This window comes from Pseudomonas sp. K2I15, from assembly GCF_002204795.1.
Classification (GTDB): domain Bacteria; phylum Pseudomonadota; class Gammaproteobacteria; order Pseudomonadales; family Pseudomonadaceae; genus Aquipseudomonas.
In genome coordinates, this window is record NZ_NIXO01000032.1 from 1 (window position 1) to 20,047 (window position 20,047).

The 20,047-nt window shown below is 61.2% G+C and carries 15 protein-coding genes and 2 pseudogenes; 3 read left to right on the plus strand and 14 right to left on the minus strand.

The annotated features are described in order from the left end of the window. Positions 1-342 precede the first annotated feature (342 nt). The 3 genes and pseudogenes from CEC48_RS18940 to CEC48_RS31600 all read right to left on the minus strand — a co-directional run bounded on the left by CEC48_RS18940 (position 343) and on the right by CEC48_RS31600 (position 4,148). Positions 343-1,687: pseudogene (locus CEC48_RS18940) on the minus strand (amidohydrolase). Positions 1,688-1,739: 52 nt separating this feature from the next. Continuing rightward, entirely contained in the window at positions 1,740-3,899 is a 2,160-nt protein-coding gene (locus tag CEC48_RS18945; RefSeq protein ID WP_088425128.1) for a mechanosensitive ion channel family protein, read from the minus strand. A 72-nt stretch (positions 3,900-3,971) separates the two neighbouring features. Then, on the minus strand, positions 3,972-4,148 hold the full coding sequence (locus CEC48_RS31600; protein WP_176438735.1) for a hypothetical protein: 177 nt from the start codon (positions 4,146-4,148) through the stop codon (positions 3,972-3,974). Positions 4,149-4,325: 177 nt separating this feature from the next. Between CEC48_RS31600 and yegS the strand changes: the two are divergent. Beyond that, positions 4,326-5,250, plus strand: a pseudogene (yegS, locus tag CEC48_RS18950) (lipid kinase YegS); the annotation flags it as partial. On the opposite strand, the gene CEC48_RS18955 reads toward yegS, so the two are convergent. The 3 genes from CEC48_RS18955 to CEC48_RS18965 all read right to left on the minus strand — a co-directional run bounded on the left by CEC48_RS18955 (position 5,212) and on the right by CEC48_RS18965 (position 7,528). Beyond that, entirely contained in the window at positions 5,212-5,871 is a 660-nt protein-coding gene (locus CEC48_RS18955) for a response regulator transcription factor (protein WP_088425175.1), read from the minus strand. The pseudogene yegS and the gene CEC48_RS18955 overlap by 39 nt on opposite strands. Next, the gene (locus CEC48_RS18960; protein ID WP_088425129.1) at positions 5,868-6,761 is read right to left on the minus strand and encodes a sensor histidine kinase; all 894 of its coding nucleotides are present in this window, start codon (positions 6,759-6,761) and stop codon (positions 5,868-5,870) included. The genes CEC48_RS18955 and CEC48_RS18960 overlap by 4 nt, the downstream gene beginning before the upstream one ends. A 320-nt stretch (positions 6,762-7,081) precedes the next feature. Beyond that, complete coding sequence (locus CEC48_RS18965) at positions 7,082-7,528, minus strand: hypothetical protein (RefSeq protein WP_088425176.1); 447 nt, start codon at positions 7,526-7,528, stop codon at positions 7,082-7,084. Positions 7,529-8,078: 550 nt separating this feature from the next. Between CEC48_RS18965 and CEC48_RS18970 the strand changes: the two genes are divergently transcribed. Then, on the plus strand, positions 8,079-9,014 hold the full coding sequence (locus tag CEC48_RS18970; protein WP_088425130.1) for a chemotaxis protein CheV: 936 nt from the start codon (positions 8,079-8,081) through the stop codon (positions 9,012-9,014). A gap of 39 nt (positions 9,015-9,053) precedes the next feature. Then, positions 9,054-9,860 carry an MOSC domain-containing protein gene (locus tag CEC48_RS18975; protein WP_088425131.1) on the plus strand — a complete coding sequence of 269 codons (807 nt, stop codon included), beginning with the start codon at positions 9,054-9,056 and terminating at the stop codon, positions 9,858-9,860. 65 nt (positions 9,861-9,925) lie between these two features. On the opposite strand, the gene CEC48_RS18980 is transcribed toward CEC48_RS18975, so the two are convergent. From CEC48_RS18980 to CEC48_RS19020, 8 genes are all read right to left on the minus strand, one after another. After that, positions 9,926-10,210: a pyrimidine/purine nucleoside phosphorylase gene (locus CEC48_RS18980; RefSeq protein ID WP_088425132.1), complete on the minus strand. Its 285-nt coding sequence runs from the start codon at positions 10,208-10,210 to the stop codon at positions 9,926-9,928. Between the two features lie 47 nt (positions 10,211-10,257). Beyond that, positions 10,258-10,800 carry an exonuclease domain-containing protein gene (locus CEC48_RS18985; RefSeq protein ID WP_088425133.1) on the minus strand — a complete coding sequence of 181 codons (543 nt, stop codon included), beginning with the start codon at positions 10,798-10,800 and terminating at the stop codon, positions 10,258-10,260. Positions 10,801-10,871: 71 nt separating this feature from the next. After that, positions 10,872-12,800 (minus strand): acetyl/propionyl/methylcrotonyl-CoA carboxylase subunit alpha, encoded by a 1,929-nt coding sequence (locus CEC48_RS18990; RefSeq protein WP_088425134.1) that lies wholly within the window; start codon positions 12,798-12,800, stop codon positions 10,872-10,874. An 847-nt stretch (positions 12,801-13,647) separates the two neighbouring features. Next, the gene (locus CEC48_RS19000) at positions 13,648-14,421 is read right to left on the minus strand and encodes an enoyl-CoA hydratase/isomerase family protein (protein ID WP_088425136.1); all 774 of its coding nucleotides are present in this window, start codon (positions 14,419-14,421) and stop codon (positions 13,648-13,650) included. Next, positions 14,418-15,575, minus strand: coding sequence for a citronellyl-CoA dehydrogenase (gene atuD / locus CEC48_RS19005; RefSeq protein ID WP_088425137.1), 1,158 nt, complete (start codon positions 15,573-15,575; stop codon positions 14,418-14,420). Before atuD ends, CEC48_RS19000 begins: the two co-directional genes overlap by 4 nt. A gap of 68 nt (positions 15,576-15,643) precedes the next feature. Next, entirely contained in the window at positions 15,644-17,260 is a 1,617-nt protein-coding gene (gene atuC, locus CEC48_RS19010) for a geranyl-CoA carboxylase subunit beta (protein WP_088425138.1), read from the minus strand. A 3-nt stretch (positions 17,261-17,263) separates the two neighbouring features. Beyond that, positions 17,264-18,136: an SDR family oxidoreductase gene (locus tag CEC48_RS19015; protein WP_088425139.1), complete on the minus strand. Its 873-nt coding sequence runs from the start codon at positions 18,134-18,136 to the stop codon at positions 17,264-17,266. Positions 18,137-18,148: 12 nt separating this feature from the next. After that, a complete protein-coding gene (locus tag CEC48_RS19020) occupies positions 18,149-19,927 on the minus strand; it encodes an acyclic terpene utilization AtuA family protein (RefSeq protein ID WP_088425140.1) in 1,779 nt (592 codons plus the stop codon). Between the last annotated feature and the right edge of the window lie 120 nt (positions 19,928-20,047).

The window sequence follows — 20,047 nt, forward strand, 5'->3', positions numbered from 1 at the left end:
TTTGATTTTGCTTTTGATCTACACCACTCAAGCCGGCCGGTAGGCCGCTGTGCTGTTGATCTGCTTTTGATCTTGATCTTAGGCGCCCCGTTAAACCACGCTGGCCGAACGCAGGTAGTACGGAGCGGGTAAACCGGCAGGACGCCGGTTTAGCCGCGACGGGGCAGGGACGCCCCGTCGCGGCGGCCCGCGTAGTAATACCGGAGAGAGGGCACACCGAGCCTAGGCGAGGTGCCGAGTGGTGGGGCAAGAGCGTTTTGCTTACTTTTGCGCTGTTCAAAAGTGACCCGCTGTAAGAGCGGAACCCATATCAGCCATCACCCAAATAACGGATATGCCCCCTCAATCCGCCGCATTGGCATACAAATAATCAGTCGCCAACGATGCCAACGTCCGAACCCCAACCACCAACGCCGACTCATCCACAAAGAACCCCGGATTATGATTCGGCGCCGCCTTGCTCATATCCTGATCCCTCGGCGTCACCCCCAAAAACACAAACAACCCCGGCGCTTCCTTGGCATAAAACGAGAAGTCCTCAGCCCCACCCACCAACGGGGCGTTGACCACATCGCCATTCGCCGCCCAACGCAAACTCGGCAGCATCTTCTCAGTCAGCGCCGGGTTATTAATGGTCGGATCGTACTTCTCAATGATCGTAACCTCAGCCTTGGCCCCACCACTCTCGGCGATCTTCTCCACGGTCTGGCGCACATCCGCATGCAGTTTCTGGCGAATACCATAATCGTAGGAGCGAATGGTCCCACTCATATCCACCGACTCAGGAATGATGTTGTACCGCGTACCACCGTTGATGGTGCCAATACTCACCACCGCCGGAAACGACGAGATATCGGTACGCCGGCTGACCACCGTCTGCAGCCCCACAATGGTCTGCGCCCCGACAGTAATCGGATCGATCCCGTCCCACGGCCGCCCGGCGTGCGTCTGCTTGCCCAGGATCTTGATCCGCAGGTCATCCGAGCTAGCCAGGGTAGGCCCCGGCCGATACGCGATCTGCCCCGCAGGCACACCAGCCCAAACATGAAGGCCAAACACCGCGTCCGGCTTGGGCGACTTCATCACCCCTTCCTGCACCATCATCTTCGCGCCCCAGGTGTTTTTACCATCGGGGATAAAATCGCTAGGGCCCTCTTCGGCAGGCTGGAAGTAAAACACCACGGTCCCAGGCAGACGATCACGCATACCGGTCAGGATTTTCGCCGTGCTCAGCAAGATGGCAGTGTGGGCGTCGTGGCCACAGGCGTGCATCACGTCGACTTCTTTATCGAGGTACACCCTTGGCCTTCGAGGCGAAGGGCAGGCCGGAAACTTCCTTGACCGGCAGCGCATCCATGTCGGCGCGCAAGGCAACGGTCGGGCCGGGCAGGGCGCCTTTGAGCACCGCGACTACGCCCGTGCGGGCGACGCCGGTCTTGACCTCAAGCCCCATCTCCCGCAGTTGCTTGGCTACAAGCTCCGCGGTGCGATGTTCTGTGTTGCCCAGTTCAGGATGGGCGTGGATGTCGCGCCGGGTTTCCAGCAAGGCCGGTTCCAGTACTTTCGCCTGGGCGGCGATTTCTTCACGGGCACTGTCCTGGCCGCTGCTGGCGGCGATGACCGCGCTGCTGGCGACACCGCACAGCAGGCCGAGTACCCATTGATGTGTAAGACCGGTTAAACGCATAAGGACTTCTCCATGATTATTGTTGTTGATCCTGACGTCGTCCGGGCAGCGCTTATTCTTTCTCCTGCACGCCTCCCGCCGCCGTCACCACTTGCACGCTCAAGCGCGGGGTGGCCAGGTCCAGCCCGGCCTCATCCAGGTGACGCTTGAGCGACAAGTTGAACGCCCGCGAAACCTCCCACTGCTTGATCGGCGCGGTCTTGAAGCGGGCGCGAAGAATCGCACTGCCGGACTCGAAACTTTCTACACCCTGAATCTCCAGCGGCGACCAGATGTTGCGCCGCTGCAACGGGTCGTTGCGCATCTTCTGCCCGACATCGCGCATCAGCTTGATGGCGTCGTCGATTTCCATGTTGTACGGAATCGCCACCCGGAAGATCGCGTAGCCGAATTCCCGGGAGTAGTTCTTGATGCTTTTGATTTCACTGAACGGAATCGTGTGCACGATGCCGTCGATGTCCCGCAGGCGCACCGTGCGGATGGTCAGGCCCTCGACCGTGCCCAGGTGACCGCCGACATCCACGTAGTCATCAATCGCCAGGGAGTCTTCGATAATGATGAACAGGCCGGTGATCAAATCCGCCACCAGCGACTGCGCACCAAAACCGATGGCCAAACCGATCACACCGGCACCGGCTAGCAGTGGCGTGACGTTCATGCCCATGTTCGCCAGGGCGACGATGGCGGCGATGATGAAGATGGTCACGAACAGCACGTTGCGAATCAGTGGCATCATCGTCTGCGCACGCGCATTGGCCAGGCCTTTGCGCGAACGGGTCAGGGCGTGGTGGATGGCGGTGTCGCTGAGGATCCAGATCAACCAGGCGAACAGTAACGTACCGGCGAGCCCGAACAGCTTGACGCTGATTTCATGGCCGTCGCCTTCGGTAAAGCGGATCAGCGACAGGCCCCAGACCCGCAGGCCCAGTTCGATAAACACCAGCCACACCACCAGGTGGGCGAGGGTGTAGACGAAGCTTTTCAGGCGCTCGGAGTACAGCGCATGGCGCTTGTGCCCACGCTGGGGCTTGAGGGAATGGCGCCGCACCAGGCCGTTGATCACCATGCACAACACCAGCAACACTGTGCACAACAACGATTGGCGCAGGGCGGTGCTGGTGTCTCCGGCGGAGACGAAGGTGGCGAATAGCGAGATGCCCACCAGCAGCAATGCCGGGAGGTACCAGAAGGTGCCAACGATTTCGATGGTGTCGCTCAGGGCGCGGCGGGTCAGGCGGCGGGACAGCGGCTGGTTGCGGATGAGGTGCGCAATGGGCCGGCGGAAACGCAGGATGAACACGCCGGTGGACAGCGCGGCCATGACATTGGCGATGGTCGCGGCGACATGGGACAGGTGCTGGCCCAGGCTCTCGGCCAGGCGCGGGTCGCTGACAGCTTCACCAAAGGCGGCAAAGCTGCCGATCAGCCACAACGGCCGGAAGGCCTGGTGCCGCAGGATGTAAAGCGCGCGGTGGCGGTGCGGGCCGTCGAGCACGGAAAACGCAACGACGCAGATCGCCGAGAAGCACGTGCCCACCACCAGCGCGTAGGCCAGCACCATCGCCAGGGATTTGCCGAGGGACGAGGGCAACACGTAACTCATGTAGACCGTGATCACCAACGCGATCAGCCATGGCCCTAGCTTGCGCAGGGCAAAGCGCAGCAGGTCCCAGGTCTTGGGGTGTTGGGGCAGTTCTTCGGTCAGGCCGAAGCGCTCGCGCACCCGGTGGCTGAGCCAGATCAACACGGCGGCCAGCAGGCTCCAGAGCATCAGGATCATGGCAAAGGCAAAGATGATCGGCAGCCACTCACTGGCCGGCAGCATCAGTGCCCGCAGTTCATCCTTGGCCTGGTCGAACTCGCTGGACCATCGATTGATCGGGCTGTCGGCACCGGTGAACTGTTGCTCCAGGCTGGACAGGGTGCCACCGATCAAACCGAGCACACCCTGTTCGGCGGCGGGCTGGGCTTTTTGCGTGGTTTCCCGGAGCTTTTTCAGGTCGCTCAGCAGCTTGGTGCGCTGCTGGTCGTTTTCCAGGGTCTTGATCACCTCGTCCAGGGACTGGCCCAACGGGACGTCGGCTTGCGGTTGGGTTTTGGTGCTGCTGCCCAGCAGGCCCGGCAGGCTCACGGCGTGGGCAGGCGTCATGGGCAGCAGGGTCAGCAGGCAGATAAACAGGCAACAGGGCAGGGCAAACAGACGGGCAAGCACGAGGCGGTCAACCTTAAAAACGACGAATTTGCCGAGTGTACGAGGCCGTCATGTTCAATGCGAGTGAGATTGTCATTCAGCGAGTTTGGCGAGGATCTTGTAAATCACGGTGCCGAGGATCAGCAGCATGCCGATCCACATGCCGAACACACCGAGGTTTTTGTCACGAAAGTTGAAGCCGATGGCCAGGAGGATCATGCCGGTCAGGATGGGGATGAGCATGGAGTGGAAGGCGGACAGGGTGATCATGGGGCGACGGCCTTGTCGGGTGGGAGTGGTTACAAGTCTAGGTCGATTTAGCGAAGTGCGAGTTGATCAGTGTCAGAAACGCGACAAACCCCGATTAATTTCTACACCCAATGGCTTTTTTTCGATTGGCCACGGTCAACATCCCTCAGGAACCTTTAAACCCAGGAGCATCCATCCATGAGCACACCCAAGGCACTGTTGATTCTGCACGGCAAGCAAGCCCTCAACGAGCAGGTGCGGGCGGCGGTGCAGGGCAAGCGCGACCAGGGCTGGGACTTGGCCGTGCGGGTGACGTGGGAAGGCGGCGATGCCCAGCGGTTTGTCGATCAGGCCCTGGCCGATGGCTATACGCGGATAATTGCCGGTGGTGGGGATGGCACGCTGCGGGATGTGGCCGAGGCCATGGCCCGGGCCAAGACAGAGGCCAGCCTGGTGTTGATGCCCCTCGGCACCGCCAACGATTTTGCCCGCGCCGCCGGCGTGCCACTGGAGCCCGAGCAGGCCCTGGAGCTGCTGGATGTGGCGGCCCGCGCCATCGACCTGGGCGAGGTGGGCGGCCAGATCTTCCTTAATATGGCCACCGGTGGTTTTGGCAGCCAGGTTACTGCCAATACGTCTGAAGACCTGAAGAAGGTCCTCGGTGGCGCGGCGTATCTGTTTACCGGCCTGTCACGCTTCAGTGAGTTGCGCGCGGCCTACGGTGAATTGCAGGGCCCCGACTTTCACTGGCGCGGCGAGTTGCTGGCCTTGGGTATCGGCAACGGGCGCCAGGCCGGCGGCGGCCATGTGCTGTGCCCCGGTGCGCTGGCCGATGATGGTTTGCTGGATATCAGCATTTTGCCGGCGCCGCAGGAAGTGGTCGGCACCCTGCGTAACCTGATGACGGACGGCTGGGGCCTGGACAATATGTTTGTGCGTGCGCGTTTGCCGTGGGTCGAAATCAAAGTCGCCGAGGGGCTGGCGATCAACCTGGATGGCGAGCCGCTGCAGGGTGACGACCTGCATTTCTCGGCCTTGCCCCAGGCGCTGCGGGTGCATTTGCCGGTGGATTCGCCGTTGCTGACTAATCGTCCAGGCTGATGATCTGTTCGCGCACCGCGAACAACACCAGGCCCGCCACGTCGAAAATCTGCAGGCGCTTCATGATCTGCGAGCGATGGGCTTCCACGGTCTTGATGCTCAAGCCCAGGCCATTGGCGATTTCCCGGGTGGACTTGCCGCGCACGATCAAACGCAGGATTTCCAGCTGGCGTGCCGTCAGGTTGTGGCTGTGGGGCGGCGGGTTGGCCTGGGCCTGATTGCGCACCAGCGCCTGGTTGATCACGGTGTGGGCGATGGCCGGGCTCAGATAGCGTTCGTTGTTGCTCAAGGCCAGCAACGCGTGTTCCAGCTCATTGGCGGTGGTGTCCTTGAGCAGGTAGCCATGGGCGCCGGACTCCAGGGCGCACATGATCAGTTCCGGGTCGGTGTGCATCGACAGGATCAGCACTTTGCTCTTCGGATAGGCGCGCTTGAGGGCCTTCAACGCGTCGAGCCCGCCGGTGTGTTTCATCGACAGGTCAAGCAGCACGATGTCGGGTTGCAGCGCGTCGAAGCGCTCCAGCAACTGGGCGCCATCGCTGGCTTCGCCGACGACTGCGTAGCCGGGAATATCCATGACCAGCGCACGCACGCCAGCCCTGATCAGGGAGTGGTCATCCACCAGGAGTAAGTTGCACGTCACTCTAGAACCTTATTGGGGTTGGCCCGTTCGAGGGCACGGGGCGCCCAGGGGAAAAGCGCTTCGATCCGTGTCCCAAAGCCTGGCTGGCTATTGACGGACAATGTGCCGCCCAGTTGATCAATCCGTTCGGACATCCCGGCCATGCCCCGTTGGCCTTCCAGGGCGGGGTTGATAGCGGGCGAAAAGCCCTGGCCGTCATCACTGATAAACAGCGACAGGCCTTCAGGCAGGCGTTGCAGGCGCACCAGCAGGTTACGTGCCTGGGCATGGCGCAGCATATTGGTAACGGCTTCCTGGGTAATCCGAAACGCGGCGACGGCCATCTCTTCCGGGATACCGGTCAGCCGTTGATGGCATTCCAGGCTCCAGCTCACCCGAGTGTTTTCCAGGGTCTTGAGCAGGTGCGCCCGCAGGCTCGCCTCCAGCCCCAGGCTCGCCAGTTGCCGGGGGTTGAGAATGGCGGACACGTCCTGCACCTTGGCCAGGGTTTCGTTCAGGGTGTTGCACAGCACCGCACAATGGCCCTGCAAGTCTTCTGGCAGGCGGCGCTTGAGCCATTCACTTTGCAACTTGGCGGCGGTCAACAGTTGGCCGATATCGTCGTGCAGTTCGCGGCTCAGGCGATGACGTTCGTTTTCCTGCACCTGCAACAAGCGATCGGCCAATTCCTGGGGCTGGAACTTGATGGACTTGCGTGAGCGCCACTGTTGCAGGCCTACCACCAGCAGGGTGGCCAGGTTCAATAACAACAGGGCTAAAGGGAGATCGGCCGAGCGCGTATAAGCCCACAGGCTGAACAGGCACGAGCACAGGCATAGCGCGAGGGTCATCCAGCGTGCATTGCTTCGGGACACGGACCTTGCGATGAGTGACTTCAGGCTGGCGTACATAGGAGGCGCATTTCACGTTTATATGCATCATGAAGTTGAGTCACTTCGAGCGGGGCATGGTACCACCACTATTACCGTTGGTCGCCTGGCGCCGAGCTTGATGAGGATTATTAATCATGGCAGCGCCCCGGGAGGTAGTCCCGGAGTTCAAAGAGTGGGGGAGTTGTATCATTGAAGTTGTTTTGTATCGGTATTGTCGTTAGTGGCTTATTGATATTTTTCTGCTAACGACGACGTAATGCATGATTAGTTGTGGCTGTCGTTTCTGGATAAGTCGGTCATTGAATGCGACATTTTTGTCGATTAAATGCAAAGGATACTCAAATCGCGTAAGGCATGCGGTGCTGTTGCTTATAGCCAAAATCGCTTTGCGGGATGTGTTGGACGACAGTGGCAATCAACACGGTTTGTTCCGTTTCATCCAGGCCAAGTTTTCCGGTTTTGGCGTCGATCAATTCAAGTTGCCAGGCCAGCAATGTCAGGCAGGCATTCAGGGCGTCCAGCGCCTCGTCATGCAATTGCAGCGGGCTGGCAGCATTGCTGATCAGGTACTGCACATGCCGGGAAAACTCGCCAATGGCGCGCAGGGCAAGGGCGTCTGACTTCTCCGCAAGCTTGATCAGGCTGTTTTTCATGCAGTCGACAGCGTCACTGTCGTTGCGGATCAAATGCAGGTGATTCAGGCACTCCTGGGATTTGTCCAGCAGCATTTGCGCCTCAAGGAGGAACTCGGGAAGTGCAAGTTGCCACTCTTTGCCGTCGTTCATCATGCAAGTCTCCACAACATACGGTCGGATAATGAGATGTCGCACTGGGTCAATGGCTTAAAAGTACCGCTGAAATATGACGAAGATCTGTAGGTCGCTTCCGACTTTTCAGTAGGCCTTTTATTTGAATGATGACCGGGCTCGCCCGAGCTCCCCACAATCTCCAGGGTTATTCGCACAACTTCTTCCGTTGCCAAGACGTAAGTCTTTGGGCGACCCGTGGGCCGTGGGCTTGCGGTAGCAAACAAAAGCCTGACTCCATTCATGCAATGAGAATGGCGTCACATTAATGGCTATTAGATATCGCGAATATCAGGTTGGTCCTGATTGTGGATAGGGGAATCCCTTACATGAGGGAACCTCGCGGTCACTTAGTGGTCGCGCGGTGGTGGGGAGGGGCCTTGCGTTGAAGCTGGCTCAGTTAAGCATGATGTCAGTGTGACATCAATGGATTTGCATGGCATTTTAGTGGGGTCAAGGTCCGGCGTTTACGGCCGATAACCTCTTTTAGTGACCAGCAATATCCATCCGCTTACCCCAGGAGTCTTTAATGGCCGGCATTCTCGACACGGTAGATCAACGCACACAATTGGTGGGCGAGAATCGCCTGGAGATCCTCATGTTTCGCCTGGCCGGGCGACAGCTGTTCGCGATCAACGTGTTCAAGGTGCAGGAAGTGCTGCAACTGCCCAAATTGACCCTGATGCCCCAGCGCCATCCGTTTGTCTGCGGCGTGGTCAACCTGCGTGGCCAGACGTTGCCGGTGATCGACCTGTCCCAGGCTATTGGCATGCGCCCGCTGATTCCGGGGCCCAACAGCACCATTATCGTCACCGAGTACAACCGTTCGGTGCAGGCGTTCCTGGTGGGCGGCGTCGACCGCATCGTCAACATGAACTGGGAGGCGATCCTGCCACCACCGGCCAGTGCCGGGCGCCAGCATTACCTGACGGCCATCAGCAAGGTCGACGATCAGTTGGTGGAAATCATCGACGTGGAAAAAGTCCTCGCCGAAATTGTGCCCTACAACGCCAAGGTCTCTCGCGAGAAACTCGAAGACCCAGTGCTGGAGCGCGCCCGTGGCCGCGAAGTGCTGCTGGTGGATGACTCCAACGTGGCCCTCTCGCAACTGCGCGATACCCTCGGCCAACTGGGGGTGAAAATGCATATTGCCAGCGACGGCCTCAAGGCCCTGAACATGCTCAAGGGTTGGGCCGACAGCGGCCAGGTGATGACCGACAAACTGTTGATGATCTTCACCGACGCCGAAATGCCCGAGATGGACGGCTACCGCCTGACCACCGAGATTCGCAACGACCCACGCCTGCGTAGCCTCTATGTGGTATTGCACACTTCGTTGTCCGGCAGCTTCAACGACTCGATGGTGAAGAAGGTCGGTTGCGACAACTTCCTCTCCAAGTTCCAGCCCGACAAATTGGTGGACGTGGTTCGTCAGCGCCTGATGCTGGACGAAGTTCCGGCTTGAGCTTAGGGTGACGGCTTTGCCCATCAGGAATGCAGGCCCATGCTTCGTCTCAGCGCGTTGTACCGATACCCCTTGAAGTCTGGCAAGGGTGAACCCTTGCAGCAGATCGGCCTGGATACGCTCGGGCTCGACGGGGATCGCCGCTGGATGCTGGTGGACGAAGCCAGCGGGCGGTTCCTGACCCAGCGCGCCGTGGCCAAAATGAGCCAGTTGTCGGCGCTATGGAACGGCGCCGGTGGTTTGACCTTGAGCGCCGAAGGGCAGCCGGCCATCGACGTGTCACTGCCCGGCAGCGATGCCGAATTGCGCGGCGTGACCATCTGGCGCGACACCTTGCGCGTGCCGGATGCCGGTGATGAAGCGGGCGCCTGGCTCAGCGAGTTCATCGGCAAGCCCACGCGGCTGGTGCAAGTACCGCTGGCGCGGGCGCGTACCACCGAGGCCGGTTATGGCAAGGATGATGACAAGGTCGCGTTTGCCGATGGTTTTCCGTTGCTGCTGATCGGCCAGGCATCGCTGGATGACCTGTCGCAACGCATTGGTCGCCCCATGGAGATGCTGCGTTTTCGTCCCAACCTGGTGATTGAGGGCAGCGAAGCCTTTGCCGAGGACGGCTGGAAGCGGGTGCGGATTGGCGACGTGGAGTTTCGCGTGGTCAAGTCCTGCTCACGCTGCATCCTCACCACGATCGACCCGGCGAGCGGCGAGCGCAGTGCCGACCGCGAACCACTGGCCACGCTCAAGACATACCGTGAGCAAGAGGGCGATGTGATGTTCGGTCAGAACCTGGTCAACGATGGTGTAGGCCGCCTGGAAGTCGGCATGCCGGTGACGATCCTGGAGTAAGCAGCCTTGAAATAAAAAATGCCCGTCTTGCAAGAGACGGGCATTTTTTTGGTTCAGCGAAAAGTTTAGCCGCGGTATTCGCACAGGTAGGCCGTGTCGACTGCCACTTTCAGCTGGAACTTGCTGTTGGCGGGTACGTTGAACTGGCTGCCGGCTTCGAAGGCTTCCCAGTCAGTGCTGTCTGGCAGCTTGACGGTCAGTGCGCCCGACACCACGTGCATGATTTCGCGCTGGGCGGTGCCGAATTCGTATTCACCCGGGGCCATGACGCCGATGGTCGCCGGACCTTCTGCAGTGCCGAAAGCGATCGACTTGACAGTGCCGTCGAAGTACTCGTTGACTTTAAACATGGGCGAATCCTCGGAAAAGGGTCAAGAAAGGTCGGCCAGTATGCCTTCTACACGGGCAAAATCAACGGCAGCAGCCGTGCGGTATTGCGCGCATCTTCCAGCGCCCGGTGCTGCTGGCCATGGAACTGCATGCCCGCCAGTTGCAGTGCGCCGTTGAGCCCCAGCGGCTTGTCCAGGCGCCGGGCCTTGGCGAAGCGTTGCTTGAGGTTCACGTGGGGCGTCTGGCCCAGCACGCTGCTCAAGCCATGGCGCTGCCACTCCAGCTCCAGTTGCTGGCGGTCGTAGTCGCCCCAACTCGCCCAGCCTTCCAGGCGGGCCTGGTGTTGACCGAGCCAGCGTTCGAACAGCGGCCACACGTCAATCAACGGCGCGGCAGCATCGATATTCGCCTGGGTGATGTGGGTCAACTGGCGGCAGAACGGCGTCAGCAACGGCCTGCGCAATGGCCGCACAAAACGCTGGAAATGGTCCAGTTCACGGCCCTGACGGTTGACCAGGCTCACGCCGATTTCGATGATTTCCATCTCGGTCACGGGCCAGCCGCCTTCATCCGTTGTGGCTTCAAGATCAATAATCAGCCAATGAGGCATCGCAGGTTCCCGTACTCTTCCCGTCCTGATGGGGATAGAGCGTAGCCAAGCCTGCTAGTTCCGCCCAGGGGTTACTCGATCTCCAGCAAAATCTGACGGTTCCTGACCTGATCTCCCGCAACCGCCTGGATTCGCTTGACCACGCCGCTCATGCCTGCCTTCAGTGGGTGCTCCATTTTCATCGCCTCCAGCACCAGCAACAGCTGGCCCTTGCTGACCGAATCACCTTCGCTGACCCGTACCTCCACAATCGCCCCATCCATCGGCGCCTTGACCGTGCCGTTGCTGGCTTCGGCCTGGCGGGTGGCAACGGCTTGGGTTTGGTTAGTGAGGTACGCGCCGGGCAGCCAGAGTTGGGTGCCCTGCAGGTGATAGGCGATACGGCGACGGATGCCGTTGACGACGGCTATGGCCCAGCGTCCGTCGGTGGTGAGGTCGCGTATTTCGATGGCGTGCCGGTCAATCTCGACTTGCAGGCAATTGTCTGCCAGCACACTGAGGCTGATTGCCCGGGACTCATCCTGTTCGGCCAATTGCCAGGTCCACGGCACGCTGGCGTTGTTGCGCCAGCCGGATAACGGTTGTGGATGAGCGTTGGCGCTGTGTTGATAAAACAGGGCGGTGGCCAGGGCCAGTTCATCGTTGGTGGCGTTGGTGCGGGCGATGTCGCTGAAGTGTTCGGCAATAAAGCCGGTGCTGAAATCGGCGGCGATGAATTGGGGATGCTTGAGCAGGCTGGCCAGCAGGCGCTGGTTGGTGGATACGCCGAGCAGCAGGCAGTCTTCCACGGCCCTGACTAACTTGCGCCTGGCCTCTTCACGGGTGGCGCCGTGGGCGATGATTTTGCCCAACATCGGGTCGTAGAACGGGGTGATGTGTTGGCCTTCGAATACGCCGTGGTCGATGCGCACACCGGCCGAGGGCTCCCAGCGCAGCACGTCGCCGGTTTGCGGCAGGAAGCCTTGGGACGGGTCTTCGGCGTACAGGCGCACTTCCATGGCGTGGCCGTTGAGGGTTACTTGTTCCTGACTCAAGGGCAGGGGCTGGCCGGCGGCGATGTGCAGTTGCCAGGCGACGAGGTCGAGGCCGGTGATCAGTTCGGTGACGGGGTGTTCGACCTGGAGGCGGGTGTTCATTTCCAGGAAGTAGAAGTTGCCGTTGCGGTCGAGCAGGAATTCGACCGTGCCGGCGCCGACGTAATTGACTGCACGGGCGGCCTTGAGTGCGGCTTCGCCCATGGCCTGGCGCAGCTCAAGGGTCATGACGGGGCAGGGGGCTTCTTCGATGACTTTTTGATGGCGGCGCTGGATGGAGCAGTCGCGTTCGCCGAGGTAGATCAGGTTGCCGTGGGTGTCGCCGAACAGTTGGATTTCGACGTGGCGTGGGTCGATCAGGGCTTGTTCGAGGATCAGTTCGGCGCTGCCGAAGGCGTTTTGTGCTTCGGAGCGGGCGGTGCGCAGGTGTTCCAGCAGGGTGTCGGCGCTGTGCACCAGGCGCATGCCACGACCGCCACCGCCGGCGCTGGCTTTGATCATCAGTGGGTAGCCGATGTGGGTGGCTTGTTGTTGCAGGGTTTGGTCGTCCTGGTCGGGGCCTTGGTAGCCTTTGATGCAGGGGACGCCGGCGTTGAGCATGGCGATTTTTGAGAGGCGTTTGCTGCCCATCAATTCGATGGCTTCGGGGCTGGGGCCGATGAAGGTCAGGCCTGCTTTGGCGCAGGCTCGGGCGAAGTCGGGGTTTTCGGAGAGGAAGCCGTAGCCGGGGTGGATGGCGTCGGCGCCTGTAAGGTGAGCCGCTTCCAGGATGGCCTCGATGTTGAGGTAGGACTGGTTGACTGGGGCGGGGCCGATGTTAACGGCTTCGTCGGCGATTTGGACGTGCAGGGCGTTGGCGTCGGGGTCGCTGTAGACCGCTACGGTGCGATAGCCCAGGGCTTGGGCGGTGCGCTGGATACGGCAGGCGATTTCGCCACGGTTGGCGATCAGGATTTTGTTGAACATGAGTTGGTCCTTGGTCTGTCGGTCGAGTACATATCCATTCCTGCGGTAACGGCTGCTATTGGTTTCGCTCTTACAGCGAGTCACTTTGCAAAAGCGGCAAAGTAACCAAAACGCTCTGCCCCGCCTGTCGGCGCCTCGCTTAGGCTCGGCGTACCCTCACTCCGGTATCGCGAAGCGGGCCGCCGCGACGGCCTGTCCCTGGCCCGTCGCGGGTAAACCGGCGTCCTGCCGGTTTACCCGCTCCTCAATACCTACGTTCGGCCTCGGGCTGAATGGGGCAGTCAGATCAAGATCAAAAGCAACAGCACAGCGGCCTACCGGCCGGCTTGAGTGTTAGAAGCAAGGGCCAGATCCAGAGCGAAAGCAGAGCTGCTTTTCTGTGGGAGCGGGCTTGCTCGCGAAAAACCCGAGAACGGCGCGTTCATTCAGAATGCCCGCGTCATCGTTAACGACCTTCGCGAGCAAGCCCGCTCCCACATTTGGACCGTGCCCGCTTTAGCTTTTGATTTTGCTTTTGCTCTACACCACTCAAGCCGGCCTGTAGGCCGCTGTGCTGTTGCTTTTGATCTTGATCTTGATCTTAGGCGCCCCGTTAAACCACGCTGGCCGAACGCAGGTAGTACGGAGCGGGTAAACCGGCAGGACGCCGGTTTAGCCGCGACGGGGCAGGGACGCCCCGTCGCGGCGGCCCGCGTAGTAATACCGGAGAGAGGGCACACCGAGCCTAAGCGAGGTGCCGAGTGGTGGGGCAAGAGCGTTTTGCTTACTTTTGCGCTTTTCAAAAGTGAGCCGCTGTAAGAGCGGAACCCATAGCGGCCATCACCCAAATAACGGATATACCCCCGATTCATCGCGCCCACCGAGGCTTGCGCTTCTGCACAAAAGCCTGAGTCCCCTCAATCCCTTCCTCCCCACAAACCGCCTCGGCAAACCATTCTGCAGCCTGATCCAACAACGGCCCCAAAGCCTGCTCAGCACTGGCCAACACCAGCGCCTTGGTCCGCGCATTAGCCCCCGGCGCACACCGCAAAACCTGCCCCAACACCTCATCCACCCGCTCCGCCAACGCCTGCGAATCGTGCTCCACAAAATGCACCAACCCCAACCGCTGCGCCTCAACCCCATCAAACCGCGCCGCCGTCAAAGCCAACCGCCGCGCCTGAGTCAACCCAATGCGCTTCACCACAAACGGCGCAATCTGCGCCGGCAACAACCCAAGGCTCGTCTCCGGCAAACCAAACTGCGCCTGATGATCCGCAATCGCCACATCACTGACACACACCAACCCAAACCCACCCCCCAACACCGCTCCCTGAAGCACCACAATCACCACCTGCGGCAGTGCCTCAACCTCCTGCAACAGGCTGCCAAACGCCCGATTCAACGCCTGCAACCCACCCGTGGCGCCCGCGCGAGCCATATCCTTCACATCCCCGCCCGCCGAAAAATGCCCGCCCGCGCCACTGATGACCAACGCCCGCACGCCTTTATCCCCAGCCACATCGGCCAGCACAGAGCGCAACTCGGTCACCATCTCAAGGCTCATGGCATTACGGCTTTGCGGCCGATTGAGCGTCACATGCAACACCCCGTTATGCGGCTCCAGCAACAACGTATTCACGACTTATTCCCCGGCAAGGTGCCCATCAGTTTGCAGATGATCCCCAGCATGATCTCGTCCGCCCCACCGCCAATCGACACCAGCCGCACATCGCGATAAGCCCGGGCCACCGGGTTGTCCCACATGAATCCCATGCCCCCCCAATATTGCAGGCAACTGTCGCTGACTTCCCGCCCCAGGCGCCCGGCCTTGAGCTTGGCCATCGAGGCCAGGCGCGTCACGTCCTGGCCCTTGATGTACTGCTCGGTGGCCTGGTACACCAGCGCCCGCAGGCACTCGATTTCGGTGGACAGCTCGGCCAGGCGAAAGTGGATCACCTGGTTGTCGATCAACGCCTTGCCGAAGGTCTTGCGCTCCTTGCAGTACTCGATGGTGCTGTCGATGCAGTACTCCAGGCCCTTGACCATATTGGCCGCACCAAACAGCCGCTCTTCCTGGAACTGCAGCATCTGCATCATGAACCCCGCGCCTTCATGGCCGATGCGATTGCGCTGGGGGATGCGCACGTCATCGAAAAACACCTGGGCCGTTTCCGAGCTGTGCATGCCCAGCTTTTCCAGCGGCGGGCTGACGCTGACGCCCGGCGTGTTCATTGGCAGCATGATCAGCGACTTGTTGATGTGCGGCTTGTCGTCCGAGGTGTTGGCCAGCAGGCAAATGAAGTCGGCACTGGGGGAGTTGGTGATCCACATCTTGCTGCCGTTGATCACATAGTCGGTGCCGTCCTTGCGGGCGTGGGTTTTCAGCCCGGCCACGTCGGAGCCAGCGCCGGTTTCCGAGACGCCGATACAGCCCACCTGCTCGCCGCTGATGGCCGGGCGCAGGAACTCGTCGCGCAGTTCATCGGAGCCGAAGCGCGCCAGGGCCGGGGTGCACATGTCGGTTTGCACGCCGATGGACATCGGGATGCCGCCGCAACGGATGGTGCCGAACTCTTCGGCGGCGACGATGGAATAGCTGTAGTCGAGGCCCATGCCGCCGAATTTCTCCGGCTTGGAGATGCCCAGCAAACCGAGGTCGCCAGCCTTGCGGAAGATCTCGTGGATTGGAAAACGCCCGGCTTTTTCCCATTCATCGACGTGAGGGTTGATCTCGCGCTCGACAAAGCCCCGGACGGTGCGGCGCAGTGCTTCGTGTTCCTGGGTGAAGATCATTTTTATTGTTCTCCCTATGGGGACGCGAAGCGTCCCAGGCTGCATTCCCACGCAGAGCGTGGGAACGATCAAAACCGCGCCACACCAAAGCTGTTGGGCTGTAGCTGCCGCACCTCGGCCTCATGGCAGATGTCCAGCAGGAACCCCAGCAAGGTCCGTGTATCCCGTGGATCAATCAGCCCGTCGTCCCACAGATTCGCGCTGCCGTAGAGCGCGGTGGACTGGCTGTCGAGTTTCTGTGCGGTGACCTGTTCGAGCATGTCGAGCACCTTGGGATCAGGCACCAGGCCGTCTTTCAATTGCTTGGCTTCGGTGACGATCCGCAGCACCTTGCCCGCCTGGGCGCCGCCCATCACGGCGGTGCGGCTGTTGGGCCAGGCGAAGATAAAACGCGGGTCGAGGCCACGGCCGCACATCGCGTAGTTGCCTGCGCCGTAGGAGCCGCCGACGACGATGGTCAGTTTCGGCACCCGGGCATTGGCCACCGCCTGGATCATCTTCGCGCCATGCTTGATCACGCCTTGCTGTTCCGATTCGGTGCCCACCATGAAGCCGGTGGTGTTGTGGAAGAACAGCAGCGGCGTCTGGCTCTGGTCGCACAGCTGGATAAATTGCGCGGCCTTGCTGGCGCCCTTCGGCGTGATCGGCCCGTTGTTGCCGATAAAACCGCAAGCGCGGCCCTGGATATGCAGGTGGCCGCAGACGGTGTGCGGGTCGAACTCGCCCTTGAATTCGAGGAAGTTGGAACCGTCTGCTAACCGCGCCAGGATTTCGCGCACGTCGTAGGGCTTTTTCGGATCGTCGGGGATCAGCCCCAACAGCTCTTCAATCGGGTACAGCGGCTCGGCATACGCGCGCTTTTGCAAAGGCGGCAAGCGGTCATCCCACGGCAACAGGCTGACGATCTCGCGCACGATGCGCACACCGTCAGCATCGTTCTCGGCCAGGTATTCAGCGGTGCCAGCGGTTTGCGCATGCATCTCGGCGCCGCCCAATTCTTCATCGGTGGCGACTTCGCCCGTGGCGGCCTTGAGCAGCGGCGGGCCGGCCAAAAACAGCTTGGCCTTGCCGCGTACCACCACCACGTAATCCGAAAGCCCCGGCTGATAAGCACCGCCCGCCGTGGCCGAGCCATGCACCACAGTAATCTGCGGCAAACCCATGGCCGACATTCGTGCCTGGTTGGCGAAGCTGCGTGCGCCTTCGACGAAAATCTCGGCGGCGTAGTTGAGGTTGGCGCCGCCGCTTTCCGCCAGCGTCACCACCGGCAATTTGTTCTCCATGGCGATCTGCTGCAGGCGCAGGGATTTTTTCAGGCCCGAGGGGGAAATGGTCCCGCCCTTGATCGCGCTGTTGTTGGCCACCACCAGCATGCGCACGCCGCTGACGTAACCGATGCCGGCGATCAACCCGCCGCCAGCGGCGCTGCCGTCCTTGTCATCATGCAGCTTGTAGCCGGCCAGGCTCGCCAGTTCGAGGAACGGCGCGCCGGGGTCGAGCAATAAATTGAGGCGTTCGCGTGGCAGCAACTGCCCACGCTTGTTGAACTTGGCCTTGGCTTCAGCGGCCTTGCTCAGCAGGTTTTGCTCCAGCTGGCGCAGTTGATTGACGCCTGTGAGCATCGCTTCGCGGTTCTGCGCGAATGGCGGGCTGTGGGCGTCGAGTTGCGAGTCGATCACCGGCATGGCTTATTTTTCCTCCTTGAGCACATCCGGCAAGTAAGCCCGGTGGAAACCATTAAAGGACGCACTCGGCGGTTGCGCCTTGTGCAGCGGCCAGGCGCGGCTGCCAAGGCTGGCAGCACCGTCGATGCGCAAGGTGCTGCCGCTGACGAACGCGGCGGCGGGGCTGAGCAAAAATACAATCGCCGCGCTGACTTCCGATTCGGTGCCGATGCGTTTCAGCGGTACATGCTCGCGCAAAGTTGGAATTACCGCCTTGAACGCGCCTTCGTAGGTGTCCATGCCACTGGACGCAATCCAGCCCGGCGCCACGGCGTTGACCCGCACCCCGGCGTAACCCCATTCGAAGGCGGCGGTCTTGGTGAAGTTGTCCATGCCCGAACGCGCCGCGCCGGAGTGGCCCATGCCGGGCATGCCGCCCCACATGTCGGCGAGCATGTTGACGATGGACCCGCCGTGTTTGCTCATGCACTGGTTGAACACTTCCCGGGCCATCAGGAAACCGCCCACCAGGTTGGTGCGCAACACGGTTTCAAAACCCTTCTGGTTGATCGACGCGAGCGGCGAGGGATATTGGCCGCCGGCGTTGTTCACCAGGCCATGAACCGGGCCGTGCTCCTGGAGGATCTGACTGACCAGCGCCTTGACCGCCTCTTCATCCCGGATATCGCAGGCCTGCCAGCTGGCGCGGCCGCCGTCATCACTAATTTCCGCCGCGACCGTTTGCAGTTTTTCCGGCTTGCGGCCCACCAGGATCACGTGGGCGCCGAGGGCCGCCAGCTCGTGGGCGGTGCAGCGGCCAATGCCACTGCCGCCGCCGGTAACGATGATGGTTTGCCCCTGGAACAAGTCGGCTTTGAAGATCGAGTCGAAGGCCACGGCGTGGGTCCTTTAAGTGAATTGATCGGCAATGTGTTGCGGCACGGCAATCGGGATTTCCAGCAGTTGCTGGGCGAAGGCCTTGCCTTGGGGGTCGATGCGCAGGCTGGCAATCCCGCCGCCGCCCAGGGCGTTTTCCAGCAGGAAGTTCAGGCTGTGGCTGCCGGGCAAATACCAGCGCTCGACGCGGCCGTGAATCGGGTCGAGCACGTGGCTCATCCAGTCAACGATTACTTCGGGCGTTAGTGCTTCGGCGATCCACGGCAGGTATTCGGGCTCGCGGGCGATCACGCCGATGTTGCTGTGGTTGCCCTTGTCGCCGGAGCGGGCCACGGCCAGCTTGACCAACGGCACGTTGGCGTCGGCTCGGCCTTGGGGTTGGGGCGGGTCGATCAATGCGATCGAAGTGTTCAGCGGCTCGGCCACCGGCAACTCGCAGGCATGCCGCTCACCAAGAAAGCCGACCTGCAATTCACAGGCGTTTTTGTCGATCAGGAATGAAAACAGCCGAATCAGCGGATACACCGTCGGCCGCCCACCGACGATGCCGGTGAGCCCCGGCGCCATGCCGGTGGCCGCTTGGGCAATCTCCCGAGCGAACAGCACCAGCGCTTGTTTGCTGGGGTGACGCACCGCCAGTTTCACCACCACTTCGCGGCTGTCCTGGCGTTGGGCGTGGGGGCCGTAGGTGGCTTCGCTGCCCAGCAGTTCGATGTTGACGTCGGTGTAGGGGGCCCAACCGCGCAGGCGGAACAGCTCAGACGTCTTGTTGATGATCGCCTGGCTGACCCGTTCGGCCTTGGCCACCGCGTCGATCCCCGCGATCAGGCAACTGGCGGTGCAGCGAAAACCATCGGGGTACGTGGCGCTGACCTTGTATTGATCGGTGGGCGGCAGGCCTTTGGCGCCGTGCAGGTGCACGCGGTTTTTGCCTTGTTGCTGCAGTTTTACCTGGCTGAAGTCGCAGATCACGTCAGGCAACAGGTAGGCGCGCGGGTCGCCGATTTCATACAGCAGTTGTTCGGCGACGCTCAGCTCGCTGATCAGCCCGCCGGTGCCGTCGACTTTACTGACGGTGAATTGGCCGTCGTCGCTGACCTCCACAATCGGGAAGCCGATGTGTTCGTAGTCCGGCACCTCGCGCCAATCGGTGAAATTACCGCCGGTGCACTGGGCGCCACATTCGATGATATGCCCGGCCAATGCCGCCTGGGCCAGGCGGTCGTAATCCTGCCAGGACCAGTCGAACTCATGCACCAGTGCCGCGCTGACCACCGCGCTGTCGACCACGCGGCCAGTGATGACGATATCGGCGCCCAGCTTCAGCGCCTGCACAATGCCGGGCGCGCCGAGGTAGGCGTTGGTGGATACGCACATTGGTGGCAGAGGCTCGCCGCTGAACATGTCGGTGATGCCGCGCAGTTGCTTGAACTGCGGTTGCAGGTCGTCTCCCAGTAGCACGGCGATTTTCAAGGGGATTTGAGCCTGGTCGCAGGCGGCCTGCAACGCGGCAGCGCAGGCTTGGGGGTTGATCCCGCCTGCATTGCTGATCACGCGGATGCCCTGGCGCTGGATATCGGCCAGCAGCGGCGTCAGCACGTCGACGAAATCCGTGGCATAGCCGGTCTGGGGATCCTTCATCCGTGCCCCGGCGAGGATCGACATGGTGACTTCCGCCAGGTAGTCGAACACCAGGTAATCCAGCGCGCCGCCTTGTACCAACTGCGCAGCGGCGGTGCAGGTGTCACCCCAGAAGGCGCTGGCGCAGCCGATGCGTACCGTCTTGTTCATGAGAAGTCCTTCTCTGAATGGCTGGGCTGAGACTACCAAGCAAGCGCTTGGTTTGTAAACTCTGGTCACAACTTTGTCCCAAGCGCTTGCTTGGTTGGCTGCCACGGCCTAAATTGCCGC